Source organism: Dyadobacter sp. CY312, assembly GCF_021390535.1.
Classification (GTDB): domain Bacteria; phylum Bacteroidota; class Bacteroidia; order Cytophagales; family Spirosomataceae; genus Dyadobacter.
Genome location: NZ_JAJUXG010000019.1, coordinates 47,979 through 65,319 on the forward strand (window position 1 = coordinate 47,979; position 17,341 = coordinate 65,319).

The window sequence follows — 17,341 nt, forward strand, 5'->3', positions numbered from 1 at the left end:
ACTGCAAATTTATAAAAAATAATTCTTTGAATGAGCGTTTTAGTCTGACTAATAACGAACTCATTCAAAGAACTTTATATAACTGATCAGATTTTTGTTTCTGCCAGTTCTTCAACCTGCTCAGCAGGCTCATCATCTTTTTGATCCTTCACATCAGGCGAAACATAGGATTCATCTTTGAAACCCAGTATTCTGAGCATAGAATCGCTGTTTTGTTCCACCGCAAACACCTTGGTGGTGATCTTACCTTCTTCATCACGGTCTACCAACACATGTTTTGGTGCCGGAATCAGGCAATGCTGTATGCCGCCGTATCCGCCCAATGATTCCTGATATGCACCGGTATGGAAGAAACCAATGTATTGTGGTTCATCATCTTCGTAAATCGGCATGTACAAATCGGCGCTGTGCATCTCACTGTTGTAGAAATCCTGCGAGTCGCAAGTCAGTCCGCCAAGGTTTACCTTTTGATACGGGCTGTCCCAGTTATTGATCGGCATCATGATGTATTTCTGGTTCATTCCCCATGAGTCAGGAAGCTGCGTGATGAACGAGCCATTGATCATGTACCAGAGCTCTTTATCATTCTGAAGTTTTTTGTCAATCACTTCATATATTACCGCTCCGCTTTCACCGACAGTGTAACTTCCGAACTCGGTAAAGATATGAGGTGCAGGAACGTTATTCTTGTTACAAATCCATTGAATGTTTTCAACGATTTCGTCAATCATCTGCTGGTAATCATATCCGGTCGACAATGATGTCTGGATTGGCAAGCCACCTCCGATATCAATAGAATCAAGATCCGGACATATTTTCTTCATTTCACAGTACTTGAACATAAAGCGTGTGAGCTCACTCCAGTAGTAGGCACTGTCTTTAATTCCTGTATTGATAAAGAAATGAAGCATTTTAAGCTTGAACTTCGGATTCGATGCAATCTTATCCTTGTAAAGCTCAGTCACATCATTGTATCGGATACCCAGACGGGATGTATAGAAGGCGAAGTTAGGCTCTTCATCCGTTGCAATACGAATTCCCAAATTTACAGAGTCGGCTGTAACCAGCTTTTCGTAAGCTTCTATTTCACGAAGGTTATCCAAAATAGGAATACAGTTGAATCCTTCGTTAATGAGCTCGCTTAAATACTGTGTATAAAGGGGTCTTTTATAGCCATTTGCTAATATGTAAGTAGACTTACTCACTTTGCCACGTCTGTACAGCTCGCGAATGATGGGAATGTCGAACGAAGATGACGTTTCCAGATGGACGTTATGCTTCAGGGCTTCTTCCAGCACAAAACTAAAGTGCGACGACTTGGTACAGTAGCAATAGGTATAGCTTCCCTTGTAGTTATGCCTCTTAAAGGCATTTTTGAAAAACATATTCGCGTTTGAAATATGTTCTCCAATCTTGGGAAGATAATTTAGTTTTAACGGCGTACCATGCTCCTTGATGATGTCCATCAATGGTACATTGTTGAACAGCAATTCATTATTGTCAACGTTAAATTCCATTGTAGGAAACTCGAACGTTTGCTGAATCAGGTCAATGTAGCTTTTCATTTATTGTTGGTTGCGGACTGCTGTTTAGAATTGTGAGTGATTGATTACAATACGTTTAAAACCGGATTTCATTATTCTTTAGTGCCACTGATTACCCGATTTATCAAATTGTTAATATTGCAGGTAGTGCGGAACAAAAAAGACCCGAAAATTGCCCAGAATATATGTTAATTCCAAACATCATTTGCTTATAAATCATTCCTATGGGATGAGGTTTATCGTTCAAAACGATACGTTTATCCCTTGAAATCACTTTCTCATCCTTTTTTGATTGTCAGCCTGCCAGCATTTACGCTAATTTTAGGAAGTAATCGTGTACAACTGAGCGTGAATTTTCGAGCTGGTCTAGTCTTCTGAATTAATATATAATCTTTATATAGTTATAATTGCTAATTTTTAAATAAAGTAAAAACTTAGAAAGGGTGATGGTGATCAATCCTGTCTGTTCATCGTGTATATGTTTTTAAAGTATTGTGTATCATAATATTATGCTGAATATTGTATTTTTCTATTTAGCGTGGTTTTCATTTTTTTTGAACTTATTAGAAAACTTTGAACATAATGAAAGTTTTCATAGTTTTTTTCATTTGAAAACTACAACTTTGCTTTGTGAAAGAGAGAATCGTAAAATCAGCATTAAATCTCTTTTGGCGCTACGGCATCAAAAGTGTTACCATGGATGATATTGCCAAAGAACTGGGCATTTCCAAAAGAACCATTTACCAACATTATTCCGATAAGGAAGCAATTTTAAAAGTGGTAATTCAGGAAGAGCTGAGTTCACAGCAATGTGACATGGAGCAGCTGGATGAAATGACAGACAATCCCATTGATCAGATGATCCAGGCGACAGATCAGATGAGAACAGCAATGGCGCATATGAATCCCGCCTTACTTTATGACCTTAAAAAGTATTATCCCGAATCGTGGGGATTATTTCAATCCTACAAACACGAATTTATTTTAAAGGGGATACGGGACAATATGTATCATGGGATTTCTCTGGGTTTTTACCGGCCCGATATTGACGTTGATGTGCTTTCTCTTTTGCGCATAGAAGAATTTGAGATTGCCTTTGATCCATCCATATTTCCTCCCGACAAATTTCACATGATGCGCGTACAGATGCAGTTTGTACATCATTTTTTGAGGGGGATTATGACGGAAAAAGGTTTTGAGTATTACAACACCATAAAAGATAAATCAGTAATTGAATTTAACACCCATGAAAAATGAACAATTAATACGCAGCTGTTTATTCATGCTTGCGGTATGCCTGAGTATTGCTCCATTGCGGGCTCAGGATGGAAATTTTACCTTGGAGCAAGCCGTTGATTATGCCATTAAGCATAATCTGAATGTAAAAAATTCTCAGCTGGACGCCGTTTCTGCCGAAGCCCGAATCGGAGAAATACGTGCGGCAGGATTACCGCAGGCATCTGCAAACTTCAATGTAGTCGACAATCTTATCATTCAAAAGATGATATTACCAGCGAATATTTTTGATCCCACTGCACCAGCTGACGCAACGGCAGCCGTTCCGTTCGGTATCAAATATTCAGGAAGTGTATCGGCAACGGTGAATCAACTTATTTTCAATGGCTCATACTTCGTAGGCTTGAAAGCTGCTGCTACATATCGTGAACTCGCCAGTAAAAGTGTAGTTCAATCCAAGGTTACAGTGGCAGAATCTGTTACAAAAGCATATTACTCCGCTCAGGTTTCAGAAGAGCGAGCAAAGGTTCTGGACCTGAATATAGAAAGAGTGGATACGCTTTTGCGAGAAACAAAAGCAATGAATGAAAGTGGCTTCGTGGAGCTACTGGATGTAAATCGCCTGGAAGTTCAGATCAATAATCTGAGAACAGAACGCCAAAAAGTGCAGAATTTGATTGATTTGAGCTACGCACTATTAAAGTATCAGATGTCTATTCCATTGGACGAACCCATTACTTTGAAAGACAAGATCAGTGATGTTGACATTGAAGCACTCAAAATAGAAACGGTATCGAGGGATTTGAGTTATGCAAACCGCATCGAATTTTCATTGCTCGAAACGCAGGAAAAATTGGCAAACCTGGATATAAAAAATACCAGAAGTGGATATTTGCCAAACGCATCTGCGTCATTAGGTTATGGGCATAATAATGGACGGAATAGCTTTACAGATCTTTTCTCTACCAAATGGTTTAACAATTCTGTTCTAAGCCTGAATTTAAACATTCCTATCTTCGATGGTTTTACCAAGCGTTATCAGATTGAACAAAAGAAAATTGCACTGGACAAAGTCAAAAACAGCCAGACTTTGTTGAAACAATCCATTGATCTGGAAGCAAGTCAGGCAGGAATTAACATCAAAAACGCTTTTGCAACATTGGAAACACAAAAGCGTAATCTGGATCTGGCGCAGGAAATTGTTCGGGTTTCCAAGATCAAATACAAAGAAGGCGTAGGTTCCAACATTGAGGTGATCAACGCGGAATCATCTTTCAAAGAAGCTCAAACAAATTATTTCGCTGCACTGTACGATCTGATGATTGCAAAAGTGGATATGAGCAAGGCAAAAGGAGAGCTTTACACGGAAAAGTAACAGGACAAGAAATGGTTGATTTTCTGGTTTTAAGTTGGAAATCAAACACGTTAATCGCACCGGCGACCCGGCATTAAGAATTTAGGAAATAACACTACATATCAATATCATGAAACGACATATTTTATTAATAACCACAATAGCTGCTTTTCTTGCCGCCTGCTCTGGTGAAAAAAAGGAAGGTTTAGAAGGAAAAAGAGAAGAGCTTACCAAGCTTAAAACGGAACAAAGTGAGACTGATAAAAAGATCAAGGCACTTGAATCCGAAATAGCGAAACTGGATACTACCAAAAGAGAAGAAACGAACATTAAAATTGTTACTGTTCAGCCGCTTACAGCCGGAACTTTGAGCCATTATGTAGAGCTTCAAGGATCTATTGATGCAAAAAACAGTGTTTTGGTAACACCAAAATCAGGTGGTTCGGTTACTGCCGTTTACGTTCGTGAAGGCGATCAGGTGAAAGCAGGAAGTGTTCTGGCGAAAGTTGACGACAGTATTTTGCGTGAAACAATAGAAGAGCTCAACAGCTCACTAACCCTGGCAAATACGGTTTATAACAAACAGAAAAATCTTTGGGACCAGAAAATAGGTACCGAACTTCAGTTCCTGCAGGCACAAAACAATAAGGAAGGACTTGAGAGAAAGCTGGCTACGCTTAATGCTCAACTTTCTCAATCCAAAATTGTGTCACCAATTTCAGGTGTTGTAGATCAGGTTAATATCAAAATCGGAGAATCGGCAGCTCCGGGAGTTGGGGTTTTCAGGGTTGTAAATCTTGGTAATCTTAAAGTTGTTGCAAAAGTTTCTGATACCTACGCTGCCAGTGTGAAACGCGGAGATGAAATTCTGATCAGTTTCCCTGACTTGCAAAAGGACTACACTGCAAAGGTTTCTTTCGTGAGCACAACAGTTGATCCGCTTAGCCGCACGTTTACTATTGAAGCGAATCTTCCTTCAAATCCTTCTTTGAAGCCAAATATGATCGCCAAAGTGCAGATTAACGATGCTACTAAAAAGAATACACTTATCGTAGATCAGAATATTATTCAGGGAACTGAAAAAGGTCAGGTTGTATATGTGGCCGTGGAAGAGGGCAGCAAGAAAGTTGCCAAATCGAAACTGGTTAAAACAGGTTTGATCTACAATGGTAAAATAGAAATTACGGAAGGCTTACAGGCGGGAGATCAAATCATCACTACTGGTTACCAGGAAGTCGCTGATGGGCAAACGATCTCGTATTAAGCTTTGAGCATGGGGTTCGGGAAATAGGATTTTGCGAAAATCATATTTCCTGGCCAGGCGCTTTACAAACATTCACTTTCAGCTAGCATACTCATGAAATTTGAAGATCATAAAACCCTCAGTTTTACCAACTGGTGCGTAGAGAATCGGACGACGATTTACATCTTTACGTTTATCATCACGTTGACAGGCTTTGTGGTATACAACAACCTGCCTAAGGAGCAGTTTCCGGATATCAAAATACCCCAGATTTATATCAATACGGTGTATTTTGGTACGGCTCCCGCGGATGTGGAGAATACAATTAATAAACCCATTGAAAAGCAGTTAAAATCGATCAATGGTGTTAAGCACATCAAATCCAATGCTTTACAGGACGTATCGGTTATTCTGGTAGAATTTACGCCGGATGTAGAGGTTTCCGATGCCTTGCAGAGGGTAAGGGACGCGATTGACAAAGCAAAACAGGATTTACCTCAGGAACTGGATTCAGGTCCTACGGCTCAGGATGTAAACTTTTCGGAATTTCCGATCATGAACATAAACCTGGCGGGGAATTACTCCCTGAAACAGTTGAAAGAATATGCGGAAGATATGCAGGATGCGATTGAAGCCATGCCCGAGATCAGCCGTGTGGATATTGTTGGGGCATTGAACCGTGAAATTCAGATCAATCTGGATTTGCCACGTATGCAGTCTACCGGACTCACTTTCTATGACATTCAGTCGGCAGTACAAAGTGAAAATATCAACGTTTCTGGTGGTGATCTTAAAGTGGGTAAAGTTCGGCGTACGCTTCGCGTGAAAGGTGAATTCCTGGATATGACTGAACTGTCCAATCTGCGTATTCGTACCTCAACCGGAGCCGTGGTAAGACTTGGTGATGTGGCTGAGGTTGTAGACAGTTTCGAAGAACAACTTGACTTTGCCCGTCTGGATGACAAATCTGTAATTACACTCAACGTTATCAAAAGAGCCGGCTCCAACCTGGTGAAGGCAGCTGATGATATTGAAGTGATTATTGATAAAATGAAAGAGACCGAATTGCCATCCGGACTGGATATTCGTATCACAGCCGATCAGTCGGAGCGTACACGTGCAGATCTGCATGAGCTTATCAATACGGTTATCATCGGTTTTATTTTCGTGGTATTGGTTCTGATGTTCTTCATGGGTATCCGTGATGCAATCTTTATCGGGCTGTCGGTACCTTTGTCGGCGCTGGTTGCCTTTATGCTTATGCCTGTGATAGGGCCTTTGATTGGCACTGCATTCACTTTGAACACCATTGTTCTTTTTGCCTTCCTGCTGGGAATTGGTCTGGTGGTGGATGATGCGATTGTGGTTATTGAAAACACGCACAGGCTATTTAATAATCACAAGGACTGGACGATCCAGCAGGCTGTGAAAGCGGCAGCAGGCGAGGTGTTTGTACCCGTACTTTCTGGTACGCTCACTACCATTGCACCGTTCTTCCCGTTGTTGTTCTGGCCAGGTATTGTGGGGGACTTTATGAAATTCCTCCCACTTACGCTGATCCTTACTTTGATGTCATCTCTTTTCGTGGCTTACGTGATCAACCCCGTTTTTGCAGTGTCGTTTATGGGACGTCATGAGGATGAAAAAGAAAAACATGATACGAGTATTAAAGCCATCATGCGCCCTATGATTATTCTGGGAGTGATTGCTATAATAGGGTATTTTATAGATCGCGGTGTTGGTAATTTCTTCGTGATTCTTCTGGGTCTGTATGTATTTAACCATTACATACTTACGCCAAAAATATTGGTTCCTTTCCAGGACAGGTTGTTACCGGCGCTTAAACGCAATTACAAAGGTTTGATTACCTGGCTGATTAAAGGTTACAGACCGGTTGCAGCTATTATATCCATGGTGGTGCTATTGTTCGCCACTTTTGTGATTGTCGGTATTGCCAAGCCGGAAGTAACCTTCTTCCCAAGCGGAGATCCTGATTACATTTATGTTTACAACAAACTGCCAGCTGGTACAGATGCACTCACAACGGATTCGGTAACCAGGATTATTGAGAAAAGGGTTTTCACGGTGTTGAAAAATGAAAAAGCGATGAACATCGTGAACTCGGTTATTGCCAATGTTGGTAAAAATGCGGGTGATCCTAACAACCCTGACCGTTCGGCTACACCACACAAATCCAAAGTAACTGTGGCATTTGTTAAGAGTGAGTCGCGTGACGGACGCTCTACACAGGAGCTACTTACCAAAGTGCGTAATGCTGTGAGTGGAATACCGGGAGCAGAAATTTCGGTAGAACGAGAAAGTACAGGTCCTCCAACCGGAAAGCCGATTTCAATCGAGATTTCGGGGGATGAATTTGAGACACTTCAGACACTTGAAAAAGATCTGTTACAGAAAGTTCAGCAATCCGGAATACAGGGTATTGATCAGTTGAAATCGGATTTGGTGACCAACAAGCCTGAAATCACCATCGATATTGACCGTGAGAAAGCACAACGTGAAGGGATCAGTTCTTCCCAAATTGCACTGGCAATTCGTACAGCTCTTTTTGGTCTGGAAGTTTCCAAGTTCCGTGACGTCAAAGATGAGTATCCGATCATGGTTCGTTTGAAAAAAGATGACCGTCAGCAGATCGAAAAACTATTGAGTTTGAATATCGTATACCGGGATATGAACTCCGGTGGAGCGCTACGTCAGGTGCCGATTACGTCAGTAGCTAACATTTCATATACTACCACTTTCAGTCAGATCAATCGTAAGGATCAGCAGCGGATTGTGATTTTGAGTTCAGATGTATTGCCTGGATTTAATGCCAATGAAATTGTAGCTCAGATACAGGATTTACTAACTGATGTGAAAGTGCCAAGCGGATATACGGTGAAAATGGGTGGAGAGCAGGAAGATCAGGCAGAATCTATGAACTTCCTTACAGGTGCATTTGGAGCTGCTATTTTGCTGATCTATCTGATCCTTGCAACACAGTTTAACTCGGTAGTGAAGCCACTTATCATATTCTTTACCATCGTACTTTCATTGATCGGAGTATTGTTAGGCTTTGTGATTTTCGACAAAACCTTCTCCGTGATCATGTCTGGGGTTGGTATTATAGCACTTGCCGGTATCGTAGTTAAAAACGGGATTCTGCTCATTGAATTCATTGACGAACTTCGTGAGCGTGGTTATCCATTGCGTGACGCCATCATTGAAGGAGGAGCGATCCGTCTGACTCCTGTACTACTAACCGCGTCGGCAGCTGTACTTGGGCTGATACCATTGGCATTCGGTTTAACGCTTGATTTTGTTGGATTGTTCAGATACTTCGAGCCAAATTTTGTTACAGGCGGAGCCAGTTCAGTATTCTGGAATATCCTTGCCTGGACCATCATTATGGGACTTACCTTCTCCACCATACTTACACTTTTGCTCGTTCCGTGTATGTATTATGTGAACGAGAGAATAAGAGACAAATGGTTCCGTAAAGGAAAGCAGGAAGTGATTAATCCAAATTGGAGAAACGAAAGTATTTAACATGACAAGTATAAATGTCCCCACAGACTTTTTGTGTGGGACATTTATACTTTTATAAAAAGATTGTTAGCTTTGCAGCCTTGAAAATAACGGGATGTGGCGCAGCTCGGTAGCGTGCTTGCATGGGGTGCAAGAGGTCGCAGGTTCAAATCCTGTCATCCCGACAAAGCCTGGTCAGAAATGATCGGGCTTTTTTATTTCAATACCAAAGTATATCTTACACTTCGACCACCGCCTTCTACTTTTACCACGCCATTTTCAAGCAAATTTTGTAGATCACGTGTCGCGGTTGCCTTTGATGTTTTGGCAATAGACATGTATTTTTTTGCCGACATTCCTCCTTCAAAACCGTCTTCTCCGGCTTCAAGCATTTTTTTGGTCACTTTTATCTGTCGTTCGTTTAGCTGAGTGGCATACTGATCGAAGACTTTGGTTTTCTGTAAGGTAAAATCAATCAGTTTTTTGCTGGCAATTTGTGCATTCAATACTACTTCGGAGAAATATTGAATCCAGGCGGAAATTTCGTTGTGTTTTTGAGCTGTTTCCAGAGCTTCATAGTAGGACTTCTTATCAGCTTCGATTGTTCTTGACAAACTAAGCATCAGCGGTTGTCCGGAAGTTTGCGCCAAGGCTTTTTCTGCCAGAGCTCTGCCTATTCTGCCATTGCCATCCTCAAAAGGGTGTATCGTTTCGAAATATAAATGGACTATTGCCGCACGTACAAGAGCACTGCCTATTAGTGCGGTGCCATCTGGTGCGGTTTCATTAAACCATTTTATAAATGCTTCCATTTCAGAAACAACTTGCGATGACGGAGGTGCCTGAAAATGGACTTTTTCTTTTCCGGTGCTTCCGGAAATAATTTGCATCGGCTCTGTTCCGGTTCGCCATTGTCCGGATCGGATATGCAATGAGCTGCCCAAAATCATTTCATGCCATATGAATAGCTGTTCCGCAGTCAAGGGTTTTTGGTAAGTTGTTCTTAGGCTAACCATCAGTTCTCCCATGCCCTGAGATTGTTTGTCCTTGACTTTTTCCTGGGGTACATTCAGACCCAGATTATTCCGTATCGATGACATAACATCTTGTCTGCTTAGAAACTCGCCCTCTATTTTTGAGGTTTTGATCGCTTCTAAAAGCATTATTTCCAGCAGTAACTCTTGCCTGATATGCTCAGGCAATGATTTTAGAAGGCCGTTTATTTCACCTGTTTCCAGTGCAAACCGGTATGTCAGAGATTCTATGCCATTCAGCGAGTACCTGAAATTTGGCCAATCGGGTAATTCCCAGTTATATGTCATGAGCCGATTAATTCATTTATTCGGCTCAAATATAACAAAAATATGAGCCGAATAAGTTTTTTATTCGGCTCTTTAAAGGCATTATGAGATGTTACGTTTTGAATTTCAGTCTGTTAGACTAAAGTAACTCCATACGGTGTGGGAGTGGTGTCAGGAGTAGCTTCGCTATATTGTAATGCCAATTTTTTGCCAGTCACATCAGCTTCTTCAAGTAGTTCAAAGGTCTTTCTTTCTCCCAAAATCAATAATGCCTGAAACAGAACACCGGCATAATTGTATTCTTCGCTGTCTGGTCCTTTTTCTTTTCCAAGATCATTGTAATGTCCAAATAGGTCTTTTCCCTTGCCCATAGTGATGTTCCGGTGATTATAATTGTTACAAAATTTGGTACTCTTTGGCTTAAAGTGATCTACCTCGCAGGTTCTACTGCCAGCAGTGCTTTTTGGCTGCACTCTCCGTTCAGATAGTCAACTGCCATTACGGCAATGGAAAGCGGTAATCCAGCTTCCAGCATCAGATCGATCTTGTCATAAGACCGTATATTGCCGGCAAGGATCTTGATAGCTTCTCTATATCCGTTCTTGAGGCCTATATTTTCGTCCCGGTTGGTAATCGGATGCTGTAATTTGCGGGAGACCATTTGGATGGTTTCCTCAATCTGATCTTCCGATGGAGTCGCGTGTTCGTATTCTTTTTGCTCAGCTGAGTTCATTTTGCAAAGTATTAAAATGATCGCTATTACAAAGCTAATTCTTAAAATTTCATGCCTACGTGAAATAAAAACCCAAAATCGGGTGATGTGTCAGATACCGGCTGGCAGATCTTTACACGGTGATTTCAGTTATTTCTGAGTCAATTTACCTAGAAAAAATGTTTGCCGGGTAAATGTTCTAACTTTTGTTAAAATTGTATTATTTGCTAATTGTGCGAAATTTAATTTTGTAAATATCTAATTTGTTGAACGTTTTGATAGGTGTATGTGCCATTAGTTCAAAATAGTTACATTTGCTTATTATTTCATTTCAACGATTACCAGACTTATATGAAACGGATTTGTTACCCTTTACTATTTCTTTATCCAGGATTTCTGTTTGCACAGGAAGCCGATCCTGCTGCTATTGCAAAAATTAGAAAAGAGGGGCTCGAAAATTCCAAAGTGACACAAATCGCCCACCAACTCACGGACGTTACCGGACCAAGACTTACTAATTCTCCGGGATTCCAAAGGGCGGCCGATTGGTCGGTAAAGCAGTTGACAGAATGGGGATTGAAAAATGCGAATCTTCAGGAATGGGGTGAGTTTGGAAAAGGATGGCAGGTTGAAAAGAGTTATCTGGCGATGACGAAACCCTATTACATGCCTTTTATTGCCATTCCAAAAGCATGGACGGCAGGAACAGGAAGTGCGGTATCCGGCGAAGTGGTGGTGGTGAATATCCAGAATGAAGAGGATTTGAAAAAATATGCAGGCGGGAACCTGAATGGTAAAATTGTTTTGGTAAAAGGTGCCAGTGACACGGATCCAACTTTTAAGCCTGACGCAACCCGTTACACAGAAGAAGATCTGGAAAAAATGACGAATTCCCAGCCTTTCGGCCAGAGCAACTTTACACCTGAGCAAATGGCCAAGTTAATGGCTGCACGTTCATTCCGCGGAAAGGTTGACAGTACACTCAAAGCGCAAAATGTCAAATTGGAGCTATCAGGCCGCAGCGGGAAACATGGAACATTCTTCACCAGTAATGGCGCTTCTTACAAAGGCGATTCGCCGGTTGCGGGTCCGGCATTTGAGCTGGCGGCTGAGCATGCGGGTCTTGTTGCGCGACTTGTAGAAAGTGGTATTCCTGTAACGCTGGAAGCAGAATCTAAAACTACATTTTATGATAAAAACCTGAAAACAGGAAATGTCATCGCGGAAATTCCCGGAAGCGATCCAAAACTAAAAGATGAGATCGTGATGCTTGGAGGTCACCTGGATTCATGGCATAGCGCAACCGGAGCTACGGATAATGCAGCGGGTTGCACGGTGATGATGGAGGCTGTAAGGATTATTCAGGCAGCTGGTTTGAAACCAAAAAGAACCATACGGATCGCTCTTTGGTCAGGTGAAGAACAAGGATTACACGGTTCGAGAAATTATGTAAAAAATACATTCGGAGATCCTCAGACGATGAAATTGCTGCCTGCTCATGAGAAGCTTTCGGCTTATTACAACATTGACAATGGAACAGGGCGTATTCGTGGTATTTATCTGCAAGGCAATGAAGGTCCGCGTTCAACTTTCGAAAAATGGCTGGCTCCGTTTGTCGATATTATCGATCATCCAACCGTAACTTCGCGTAATACAGGTGGGACTGACCACCAGAGTTTTGATGCTGTGGGATTGCCCGGCTTTCAGTTTATTCAGGACGGGATAGAATACAATACCCGTACGCATCATACCAACGTGGATACCTATGAGCGGCTGGTTATGGACGATTTGAAACAAATGGCTGTTGTGGTTGCCGCTTTTGTGTATAACACGGCACAATTGGATCAGAAAATACCAAGAAAAGAATTACCTAAACCACGTACAGCAACGGGCGTGAGCCGGTAGTGTAATTCCGTGATTACATAAAAATGGCAACCATGCAGTGAAGTACTGTTCGGTTGCCATTTTTTTGCCTATCAAGCAGAGCAGTCGTGTCTACTGTGATCTTCTTACTGTTTACTTAATATCATTTCTTCGCATTTGGGATAAATCAAATATCCTTCTCAAAATACAAGTGCACATAAATCGCCAGGCCAAAGTTGGTCGAATTTGTTGACACGAGCCTGTAACCATTCGCGGCATATTCGTCCAGTTTAACCTGTATGTCTTCCTTTGATTTTTTTGCAATGTGTTCAGAATCAAGAGTTACTTTGGAATAAAAAATCAGTGACTCCACTTTGTATTCTTTCATAACAGTAATAGGATTGGTTAAATGGAATTGTAATATTTAAAATTTAGTGAGACAAAGCAAGTTGATCATTTGGGCTTTGGCTTAAACACCGGGATAGTACTTTTTGAACCAATTAGAAATCTCTGAATCTTCAATGTTATCCCACCTTTTTTGAGAACCTATCTTTTTAAAATGTCCAACAAGTTTGTAAGGTTGATTGTCAATGGAATTATCAAAGAAGAATGCTTGATAAGCTATGTCAGCCGCCTCTTTCAATAAACCTAATGAACGATAGTATCTGCTCTCAATCTTATCTTCTGGCACAGTATGTCCACCTTGCTTTACCCTTAATTTTACTCGATATTTATTGATTTCCGGAGATTCTGTTGAGACAAAATATAAATAAACCTTATAACCGACTTCCACAGCTTTCTTCATGATATCAAGATTTGATTCATGAGAAAATACCGTTTCAAAAGAAAATCTACGCCTTGAGACGAGCAATTCTTCTCTTAAAAAGCGGGCTATAATTTGCGCAAGGCGATCTGCTTCGAAGCCGTCAGATAAAAATACTTTACTGTTTTTAAGCGCAAAAGAATTGGTTAAATTAAGAAGATCAGTTGGAGTTGATAGTAAACCGGACGATTCGGCAAATTTGACTATGTCTTCTTTTTTGGGTTTTAATTTGTAAGCCTTAAATGAAAAACGTTTTTCATTTAAGGCTACTGTAATGTCGTCTGCATTGATATATGTGCCAAAATCCAGATTCCGGTTATTAATGACGGTTTCCCGAATAGACTTGATGACGGTGCTTTTACCTGACCCATTCGGACCGGCAAATACACGTAAGCGTAACTGAGAGTTTGAAGGGATATTATCAACCAAATCTACAATTGTTCAAGTTGTTGAAGTTGTTCAATTTTACCGTCTTCATAACGTTTTACAACCCAACCATCCTGCACGGTAACAATGTAACCCATGATATTCATGGCATTTTTAGCCGCAATCTTTCCTGCGCTCTGAGCCTTACTCACCAATGTTCTTTTGGTAAGATACTCATAGCCATCCTTCGTAGTATGCTTCGAAAGCTTTTCTGGTCTTGTTTTCATAATTATAAAGTTACAAAAAAGATTTAAGACTTAGAATTGATCATCTATACATCATGATTGTGTCATTTTTTACAATTTATGACCTCTACTTTTCTCGTATCACCGTAAAGCTTCAATTTCAGCCACGCTTTTAGCCAGCTTTTTTCCAAGTATTCTGTGTCCGTCTTCGGTAATTACCACATCATCTTCAATGCGGATACCCGTGAAATCGCGGAAGCTTTCGAGTTTGTTGTAATTGATGAACTGCGAGAGTTTGTTTTCTGCTTTCCAGCGGTCAATCAGCGTTGGGATAAAATATAAGCCCGGCTCGACTGTAACCACAAAACCGGGTTCCAAAGCACGTCCCAGGCGCAGCGATTTCCATCCGAAACTTGTTCCCTTTTTGAGCTCGTCGGTGTAGCCTACATATTGTTCACCCAGGTTTTCCATGTCGTGCACATCAAGCCCCATCATGTGACCCAGTCCGCATTGGAAAAACAAGGTATGGACGTCATGCGCAACAGCCTCAGCCGGATCGCCCTTGATGATGCCCACTGCTTTCAATCCTTCGAGCAATTTGGTTGAGGCAAGCGTATGCAGATCTTTGAACAAAACGCCAGGTTTGGCGGCCGCAATAGCCGATTCCTCTGCGTTCAGTACAATCTCATACATTTCCTTTTGCAGGGTTGTAAACTTTTTGCCTGTCGGGATTGTGCGTGTGAGATCGCCGCAATAATGCATGGCTGTTTCGGCTCCGGCATCGCAAAGTGAAAGTTGCCCATCGCGCATGATCAGGTCACGGGTATGTGTATGCAGGATTTCCCCATTCACAGTCAGGATAATAGGGTAGGATATGTCTCCGCCTTGTCCTATTGCCATACTTTGTAGCTGGCCTGCAACTTGCTTTTCTGTCATTCCCGGGAGTGTGATGCGCATGAACTCCAAATGCATATCCACAGAGGTATTCACTGCCTTTTCAATTTCAGCAATTTCCTCAGCAGATTTATAGGAACGCATGGAAACAATCGCCTTGATAAGCGAAACCGAAGCAAGCTCTGCCGCGGCAGCAGGCGCTATCTGCAACCATTCCTGCAATTTCAGGTAATGCTCGCCACGGTAAGGAGGGAGGAAATGGATGGTCTGAGCCAAGGATTTTGCGTTTTTCAAAAATCTCGAAATAGCTCCCGAAGGTTTTACATTTACAATACCCGCCTTGGCAGCTTTTTCAGATAACGGTTCTTTCGGACCCGTCCATACGATATCATCAATGGTCAGTTCGTCACCAAAAATAATTTCCTGATCGTTCTCCACATCAATCACAGCATGAAGCGAAGCCACATCGAGCCCGAAATAATATAAAAAGCTGCTATCCTGTCTGAAAGTATACACGTTGTCACGGTAGTTCATTCCCGTTTCTTCGTTCCCCAGAAAAAGAATTAATCCTTTCCCTACTTTTTGTTTTAATTCCTTACGTCTTTGGATGTAGGTTTCTTTTGAAAACATATTTATAAACTTTTGAAAATTACTTTTTATCTACAACGATCGTAACCAACGATCTTGGCGGAACAACAACACCTTTTGTAAGATTTTTCCCTTTACTAAACTTCATATTTACATCCTTGTCTGCCGTTGTCAGGTATTGGTCAAAGTTGGTTTGAAATTTGGCATTGCTGATTTCCGGCTTCAAAGTTCGGGGTTCGGAGGTATAATTAATCACTACCAATACAATTTGTTTTTCGTTTGTGTACGCTGTCACCATCAGATCCTGCGCAATTTGAATCGGAGATAGATTGTCATTTCTTGATACCTGCAACCGATTCATTCCGGGACGTACAAACCGACTGTAATGCCCCAACGCCCAAAGATTTTTCGTTGCCGTAACGGTCCCGTTTGTGTATTCCTTATTATCTGGCTTTAAAGCGATCACATAATATCTTGTATCAAAATCTGCACTGCCGGGTTCCCAGCTATTCCAGAGCTGCCACGCAGCAGCATTGCCATATACAATGTCATCATGAATCACTTTGGAAAGAAACAGCGCACAATCGATTGCCGGAATCTTCCCTGTTTTTCCTTCTTTATAACCGTCCGCGAGCATGGAATATTCGCTTTGCCAGAATGTTAGACCATACTTTGCTGTGGTATCTGCAACGTGTTTCCTGATGGCGATCCGGCTGCTGTCTCCTTTGTCGGTGAAGTAGCTGTGGCCGCCTATAATGGAAGGCATATTTTTGGTTTTACCAAGATATAAAGGGCTGTTTTTATCAAAGAAGGCCTGAATCTGTCGTGATGCACCTCCTTTGGCGCCGTACATATAATCCAGCTGGGCGGCCTCGGTAATCAGTATTTTGGAGGATGATTGCGTAGCGGTCAATGCACTGTCCAGAGCCAAAACGACTTTTGCGATTTCCGCATTTCGCCATGGGGTTCCTTCTTGTTTGGCTGGTGTACCCGGGCTGTGCGACCAGTCCCATTGCGGTTCGTTTACAGGGCTGATATAATTGAAATGCAAACCTTCCTGGTCAAAGTGTTTCAACACAGTGGCAAGAAATCCGGCATATTTTCCATAGTTTTCCGGCTTTAAATTGGATACGTAATCTTTATCTGTTTTGTAGCCAAGACCATTTTTGTTGAAAAAAACCGGGGGCGTATTGGAGAACGCGATCAGATTTTCGACACCATATTCCTTCGCTTTCCTAGTAAACCATAAGTAGCCCGATTGTTTGGTCCAGTCGTATGTTCCGTCGGGTTTTAGAAAGCTTTCCACACGTTTTCTGAAATCGGAAATACCGCTGTTATCGCCCTGTTCTGCTGTTCCTCCGCCAATATTGAAGCGCCACGCTGATAAGCCGATTCCTTTCGGATTGTTGTTGCTATCCAATTCTTTGCTGAAAAGCCATTCCGCCATTTGTTCACGATTGTGAGCTGGCCAGTTTTTGCCAATTCCCTCCGAAAACCATGCCCCGGCTGCACCAAAATTGTCGATGCGTTGTGCTTGTTTTTGGACGTCTATCTTTACAGTAAGTGGTTTGCTTTTTTGTGCAAATGAAATTATGGGTAAGAATATAAAAAGGCAGGTTTTGAAGTATTTAAGCATAATTAAAACGT

General features: G+C 41.6%; 14 protein-coding genes and 1 tRNA gene. 6 read left to right on the plus strand and 9 right to left on the minus strand.

Features of this window, described 5'->3' with window-relative positions; all coding sequences use genetic code 11:
- Positions 1 to 86: 86 nt before the first annotated feature.
- Positions 87 to 1,565 carry an arginine decarboxylase gene (locus LZG71_RS24545; protein WP_233824939.1) on the minus strand — a complete coding sequence of 493 codons (1,479 nt, stop codon included), beginning with the start codon at positions 1,563 to 1,565 and terminating at the stop codon, positions 87 to 89.
- 609 nt (positions 1,566 to 2,174) lie between these two features.
- Here LZG71_RS24545 and LZG71_RS24550 point away from each other — a divergent pair.
- The 5 genes from LZG71_RS24550 (at position 2,175) to LZG71_RS24570 (ending at position 9,087) form a co-directional block, all read left to right on the plus strand.
- Complete coding sequence (locus LZG71_RS24550; RefSeq protein WP_233824941.1) at positions 2,175 to 2,801, plus strand: TetR/AcrR family transcriptional regulator; 627 nt, start codon at positions 2,175 to 2,177, stop codon at positions 2,799 to 2,801.
- On the plus strand, positions 2,791 to 4,155 hold the full coding sequence (locus LZG71_RS24555) for a TolC family protein (RefSeq protein ID WP_233824943.1): 1,365 nt from the start codon (positions 2,791 to 2,793) through the stop codon (positions 4,153 to 4,155). Before LZG71_RS24550 ends, LZG71_RS24555 begins: the two co-directional genes overlap by 11 nt.
- Before the next feature lie 109 nt (positions 4,156 to 4,264).
- Positions 4,265 to 5,398: an efflux RND transporter periplasmic adaptor subunit gene (locus LZG71_RS24560; protein WP_233824945.1), complete on the plus strand. Its 1,134-nt coding sequence runs from the start codon at positions 4,265 to 4,267 to the stop codon at positions 5,396 to 5,398.
- A 93-nt stretch (positions 5,399 to 5,491) separates the two neighbouring features.
- Complete coding sequence (locus LZG71_RS24565; RefSeq protein WP_233824947.1) at positions 5,492 to 8,923, plus strand: efflux RND transporter permease subunit; 3,432 nt, start codon at positions 5,492 to 5,494, stop codon at positions 8,921 to 8,923.
- Between the two features lie 90 nt (positions 8,924 to 9,013).
- Positions 9,014 to 9,087 (plus strand) — tRNA-Pro (locus LZG71_RS24570).
- A 30-nt stretch (positions 9,088 to 9,117) separates the two neighbouring features.
- On the opposite strand, the gene LZG71_RS24575 is transcribed toward LZG71_RS24570, so the two are convergent.
- From LZG71_RS24575 to LZG71_RS24585, 3 genes are all read right to left on the minus strand, one after another.
- Complete coding sequence (locus LZG71_RS24575) at positions 9,118 to 10,224, minus strand: Fic family protein (protein ID WP_233824948.1); 1,107 nt, start codon at positions 10,222 to 10,224, stop codon at positions 9,118 to 9,120.
- A gap of 113 nt (positions 10,225 to 10,337) precedes the next feature.
- Positions 10,338 to 10,574, minus strand: a complete 237-nt coding sequence (locus LZG71_RS24580; protein ID WP_233824950.1) for a hypothetical protein — start codon at positions 10,572 to 10,574, stop codon at positions 10,338 to 10,340.
- A 59-nt stretch (positions 10,575 to 10,633) separates the two neighbouring features.
- Positions 10,634 to 10,936, minus strand: a complete 303-nt coding sequence (locus LZG71_RS24585; RefSeq protein WP_233824952.1) for a hypothetical protein — start codon at positions 10,934 to 10,936, stop codon at positions 10,634 to 10,636.
- A 330-nt stretch (positions 10,937 to 11,266) separates the two neighbouring features.
- Between LZG71_RS24585 and LZG71_RS24590 the strand changes: the two genes are divergently transcribed.
- Complete coding sequence (locus tag LZG71_RS24590; protein WP_233824954.1) at positions 11,267 to 12,820, plus strand: M20/M25/M40 family metallo-hydrolase; 1,554 nt, start codon at positions 11,267 to 11,269, stop codon at positions 12,818 to 12,820.
- 145 nt (positions 12,821 to 12,965) lie between these two features.
- Here the strand turns inward: LZG71_RS24590 and LZG71_RS24595 are convergent, their stop codons facing one another.
- From LZG71_RS24595 to LZG71_RS24615, 5 genes are all read right to left on the minus strand, one after another.
- A complete protein-coding gene (locus LZG71_RS24595; RefSeq protein ID WP_233824956.1) occupies positions 12,966 to 13,166 on the minus strand; it encodes a DUF4177 domain-containing protein in 201 nt (66 codons plus the stop codon).
- Between the two features lie 81 nt (positions 13,167 to 13,247).
- The gene (locus tag LZG71_RS24600) at positions 13,248 to 14,030 is read right to left on the minus strand and encodes a hypothetical protein (RefSeq protein ID WP_233824957.1); all 783 of its coding nucleotides are present in this window, start codon (positions 14,028 to 14,030) and stop codon (positions 13,248 to 13,250) included.
- A 2-nt stretch (positions 14,031 to 14,032) separates the two neighbouring features.
- Positions 14,033 to 14,254, minus strand: a complete 222-nt coding sequence (locus LZG71_RS24605; protein WP_233824959.1) for a hypothetical protein — start codon at positions 14,252 to 14,254, stop codon at positions 14,033 to 14,035.
- 99 nt (positions 14,255 to 14,353) lie between these two features.
- Positions 14,354 to 15,736, minus strand: coding sequence for an aminopeptidase P family protein (locus tag LZG71_RS24610; protein ID WP_233824961.1), 1,383 nt, complete (start codon positions 15,734 to 15,736; stop codon positions 14,354 to 14,356).
- A gap of 19 nt (positions 15,737 to 15,755) precedes the next feature.
- Positions 15,756 to 17,330: a glycoside hydrolase gene (locus tag LZG71_RS24615; protein WP_233824963.1), complete on the minus strand. Its 1,575-nt coding sequence runs from the start codon at positions 17,328 to 17,330 to the stop codon at positions 15,756 to 15,758.
- Between the last annotated feature and the right edge of the window lie 11 nt (positions 17,331 to 17,341).

Bases quoted from the DNA above. Each gene is read 5' to 3' on its own strand.
- LZG71_RS24555 (WP_233824943.1), top strand. From the start codon at position 2,791: ATGAAAAATGAACAATTAATACGCAGCTGTTTATTCATGCTTGCGGTA.
- LZG71_RS24615 (WP_233824963.1), bottom strand. From the start codon at position 17,330: ATGCTTAAATACTTCAAAACCTGCCTTTTTATATTCTTACCCATAATT.
- LZG71_RS24580 (WP_233824950.1), bottom strand. From the start codon at position 10,574: ATGGGCAAGGGAAAAGACCTATTTGGACATTACAATGATCTTGGAAAA.
- LZG71_RS24610 (WP_233824961.1), bottom strand. From the start codon at position 15,736: ATGTTTTCAAAAGAAACCTACATCCAAAGACGTAAGGAATTAAAACAA.
- LZG71_RS24585 (WP_233824952.1), bottom strand. From the start codon at position 10,936: ATGAACTCAGCTGAGCAAAAAGAATACGAACACGCGACTCCATCGGAA.
- LZG71_RS24595 (WP_233824956.1), bottom strand. From the start codon at position 13,166: ATGAAAGAATACAAAGTGGAGTCACTGATTTTTTATTCCAAAGTAACT.
- LZG71_RS24605 (WP_233824959.1), bottom strand. From the start codon at position 14,254: ATGAAAACAAGACCAGAAAAGCTTTCGAAGCATACTACGAAGGATGGC.
- LZG71_RS24565 (WP_233824947.1), top strand. From the start codon at position 5,492: ATGAAATTTGAAGATCATAAAACCCTCAGTTTTACCAACTGGTGCGTA.
- LZG71_RS24560 (WP_233824945.1), top strand. From the start codon at position 4,265: ATGAAACGACATATTTTATTAATAACCACAATAGCTGCTTTTCTTGCC.
- LZG71_RS24575 (WP_233824948.1), bottom strand. From the start codon at position 10,224: ATGACATATAACTGGGAATTACCCGATTGGCCAAATTTCAGGTACTCG.
- LZG71_RS24590 (WP_233824954.1), top strand. From the start codon at position 11,267: ATGAAACGGATTTGTTACCCTTTACTATTTCTTTATCCAGGATTTCTG.
- LZG71_RS24545 (WP_233824939.1), bottom strand. From the start codon at position 1,565: ATGAAAAGCTACATTGACCTGATTCAGCAAACGTTCGAGTTTCCTACA.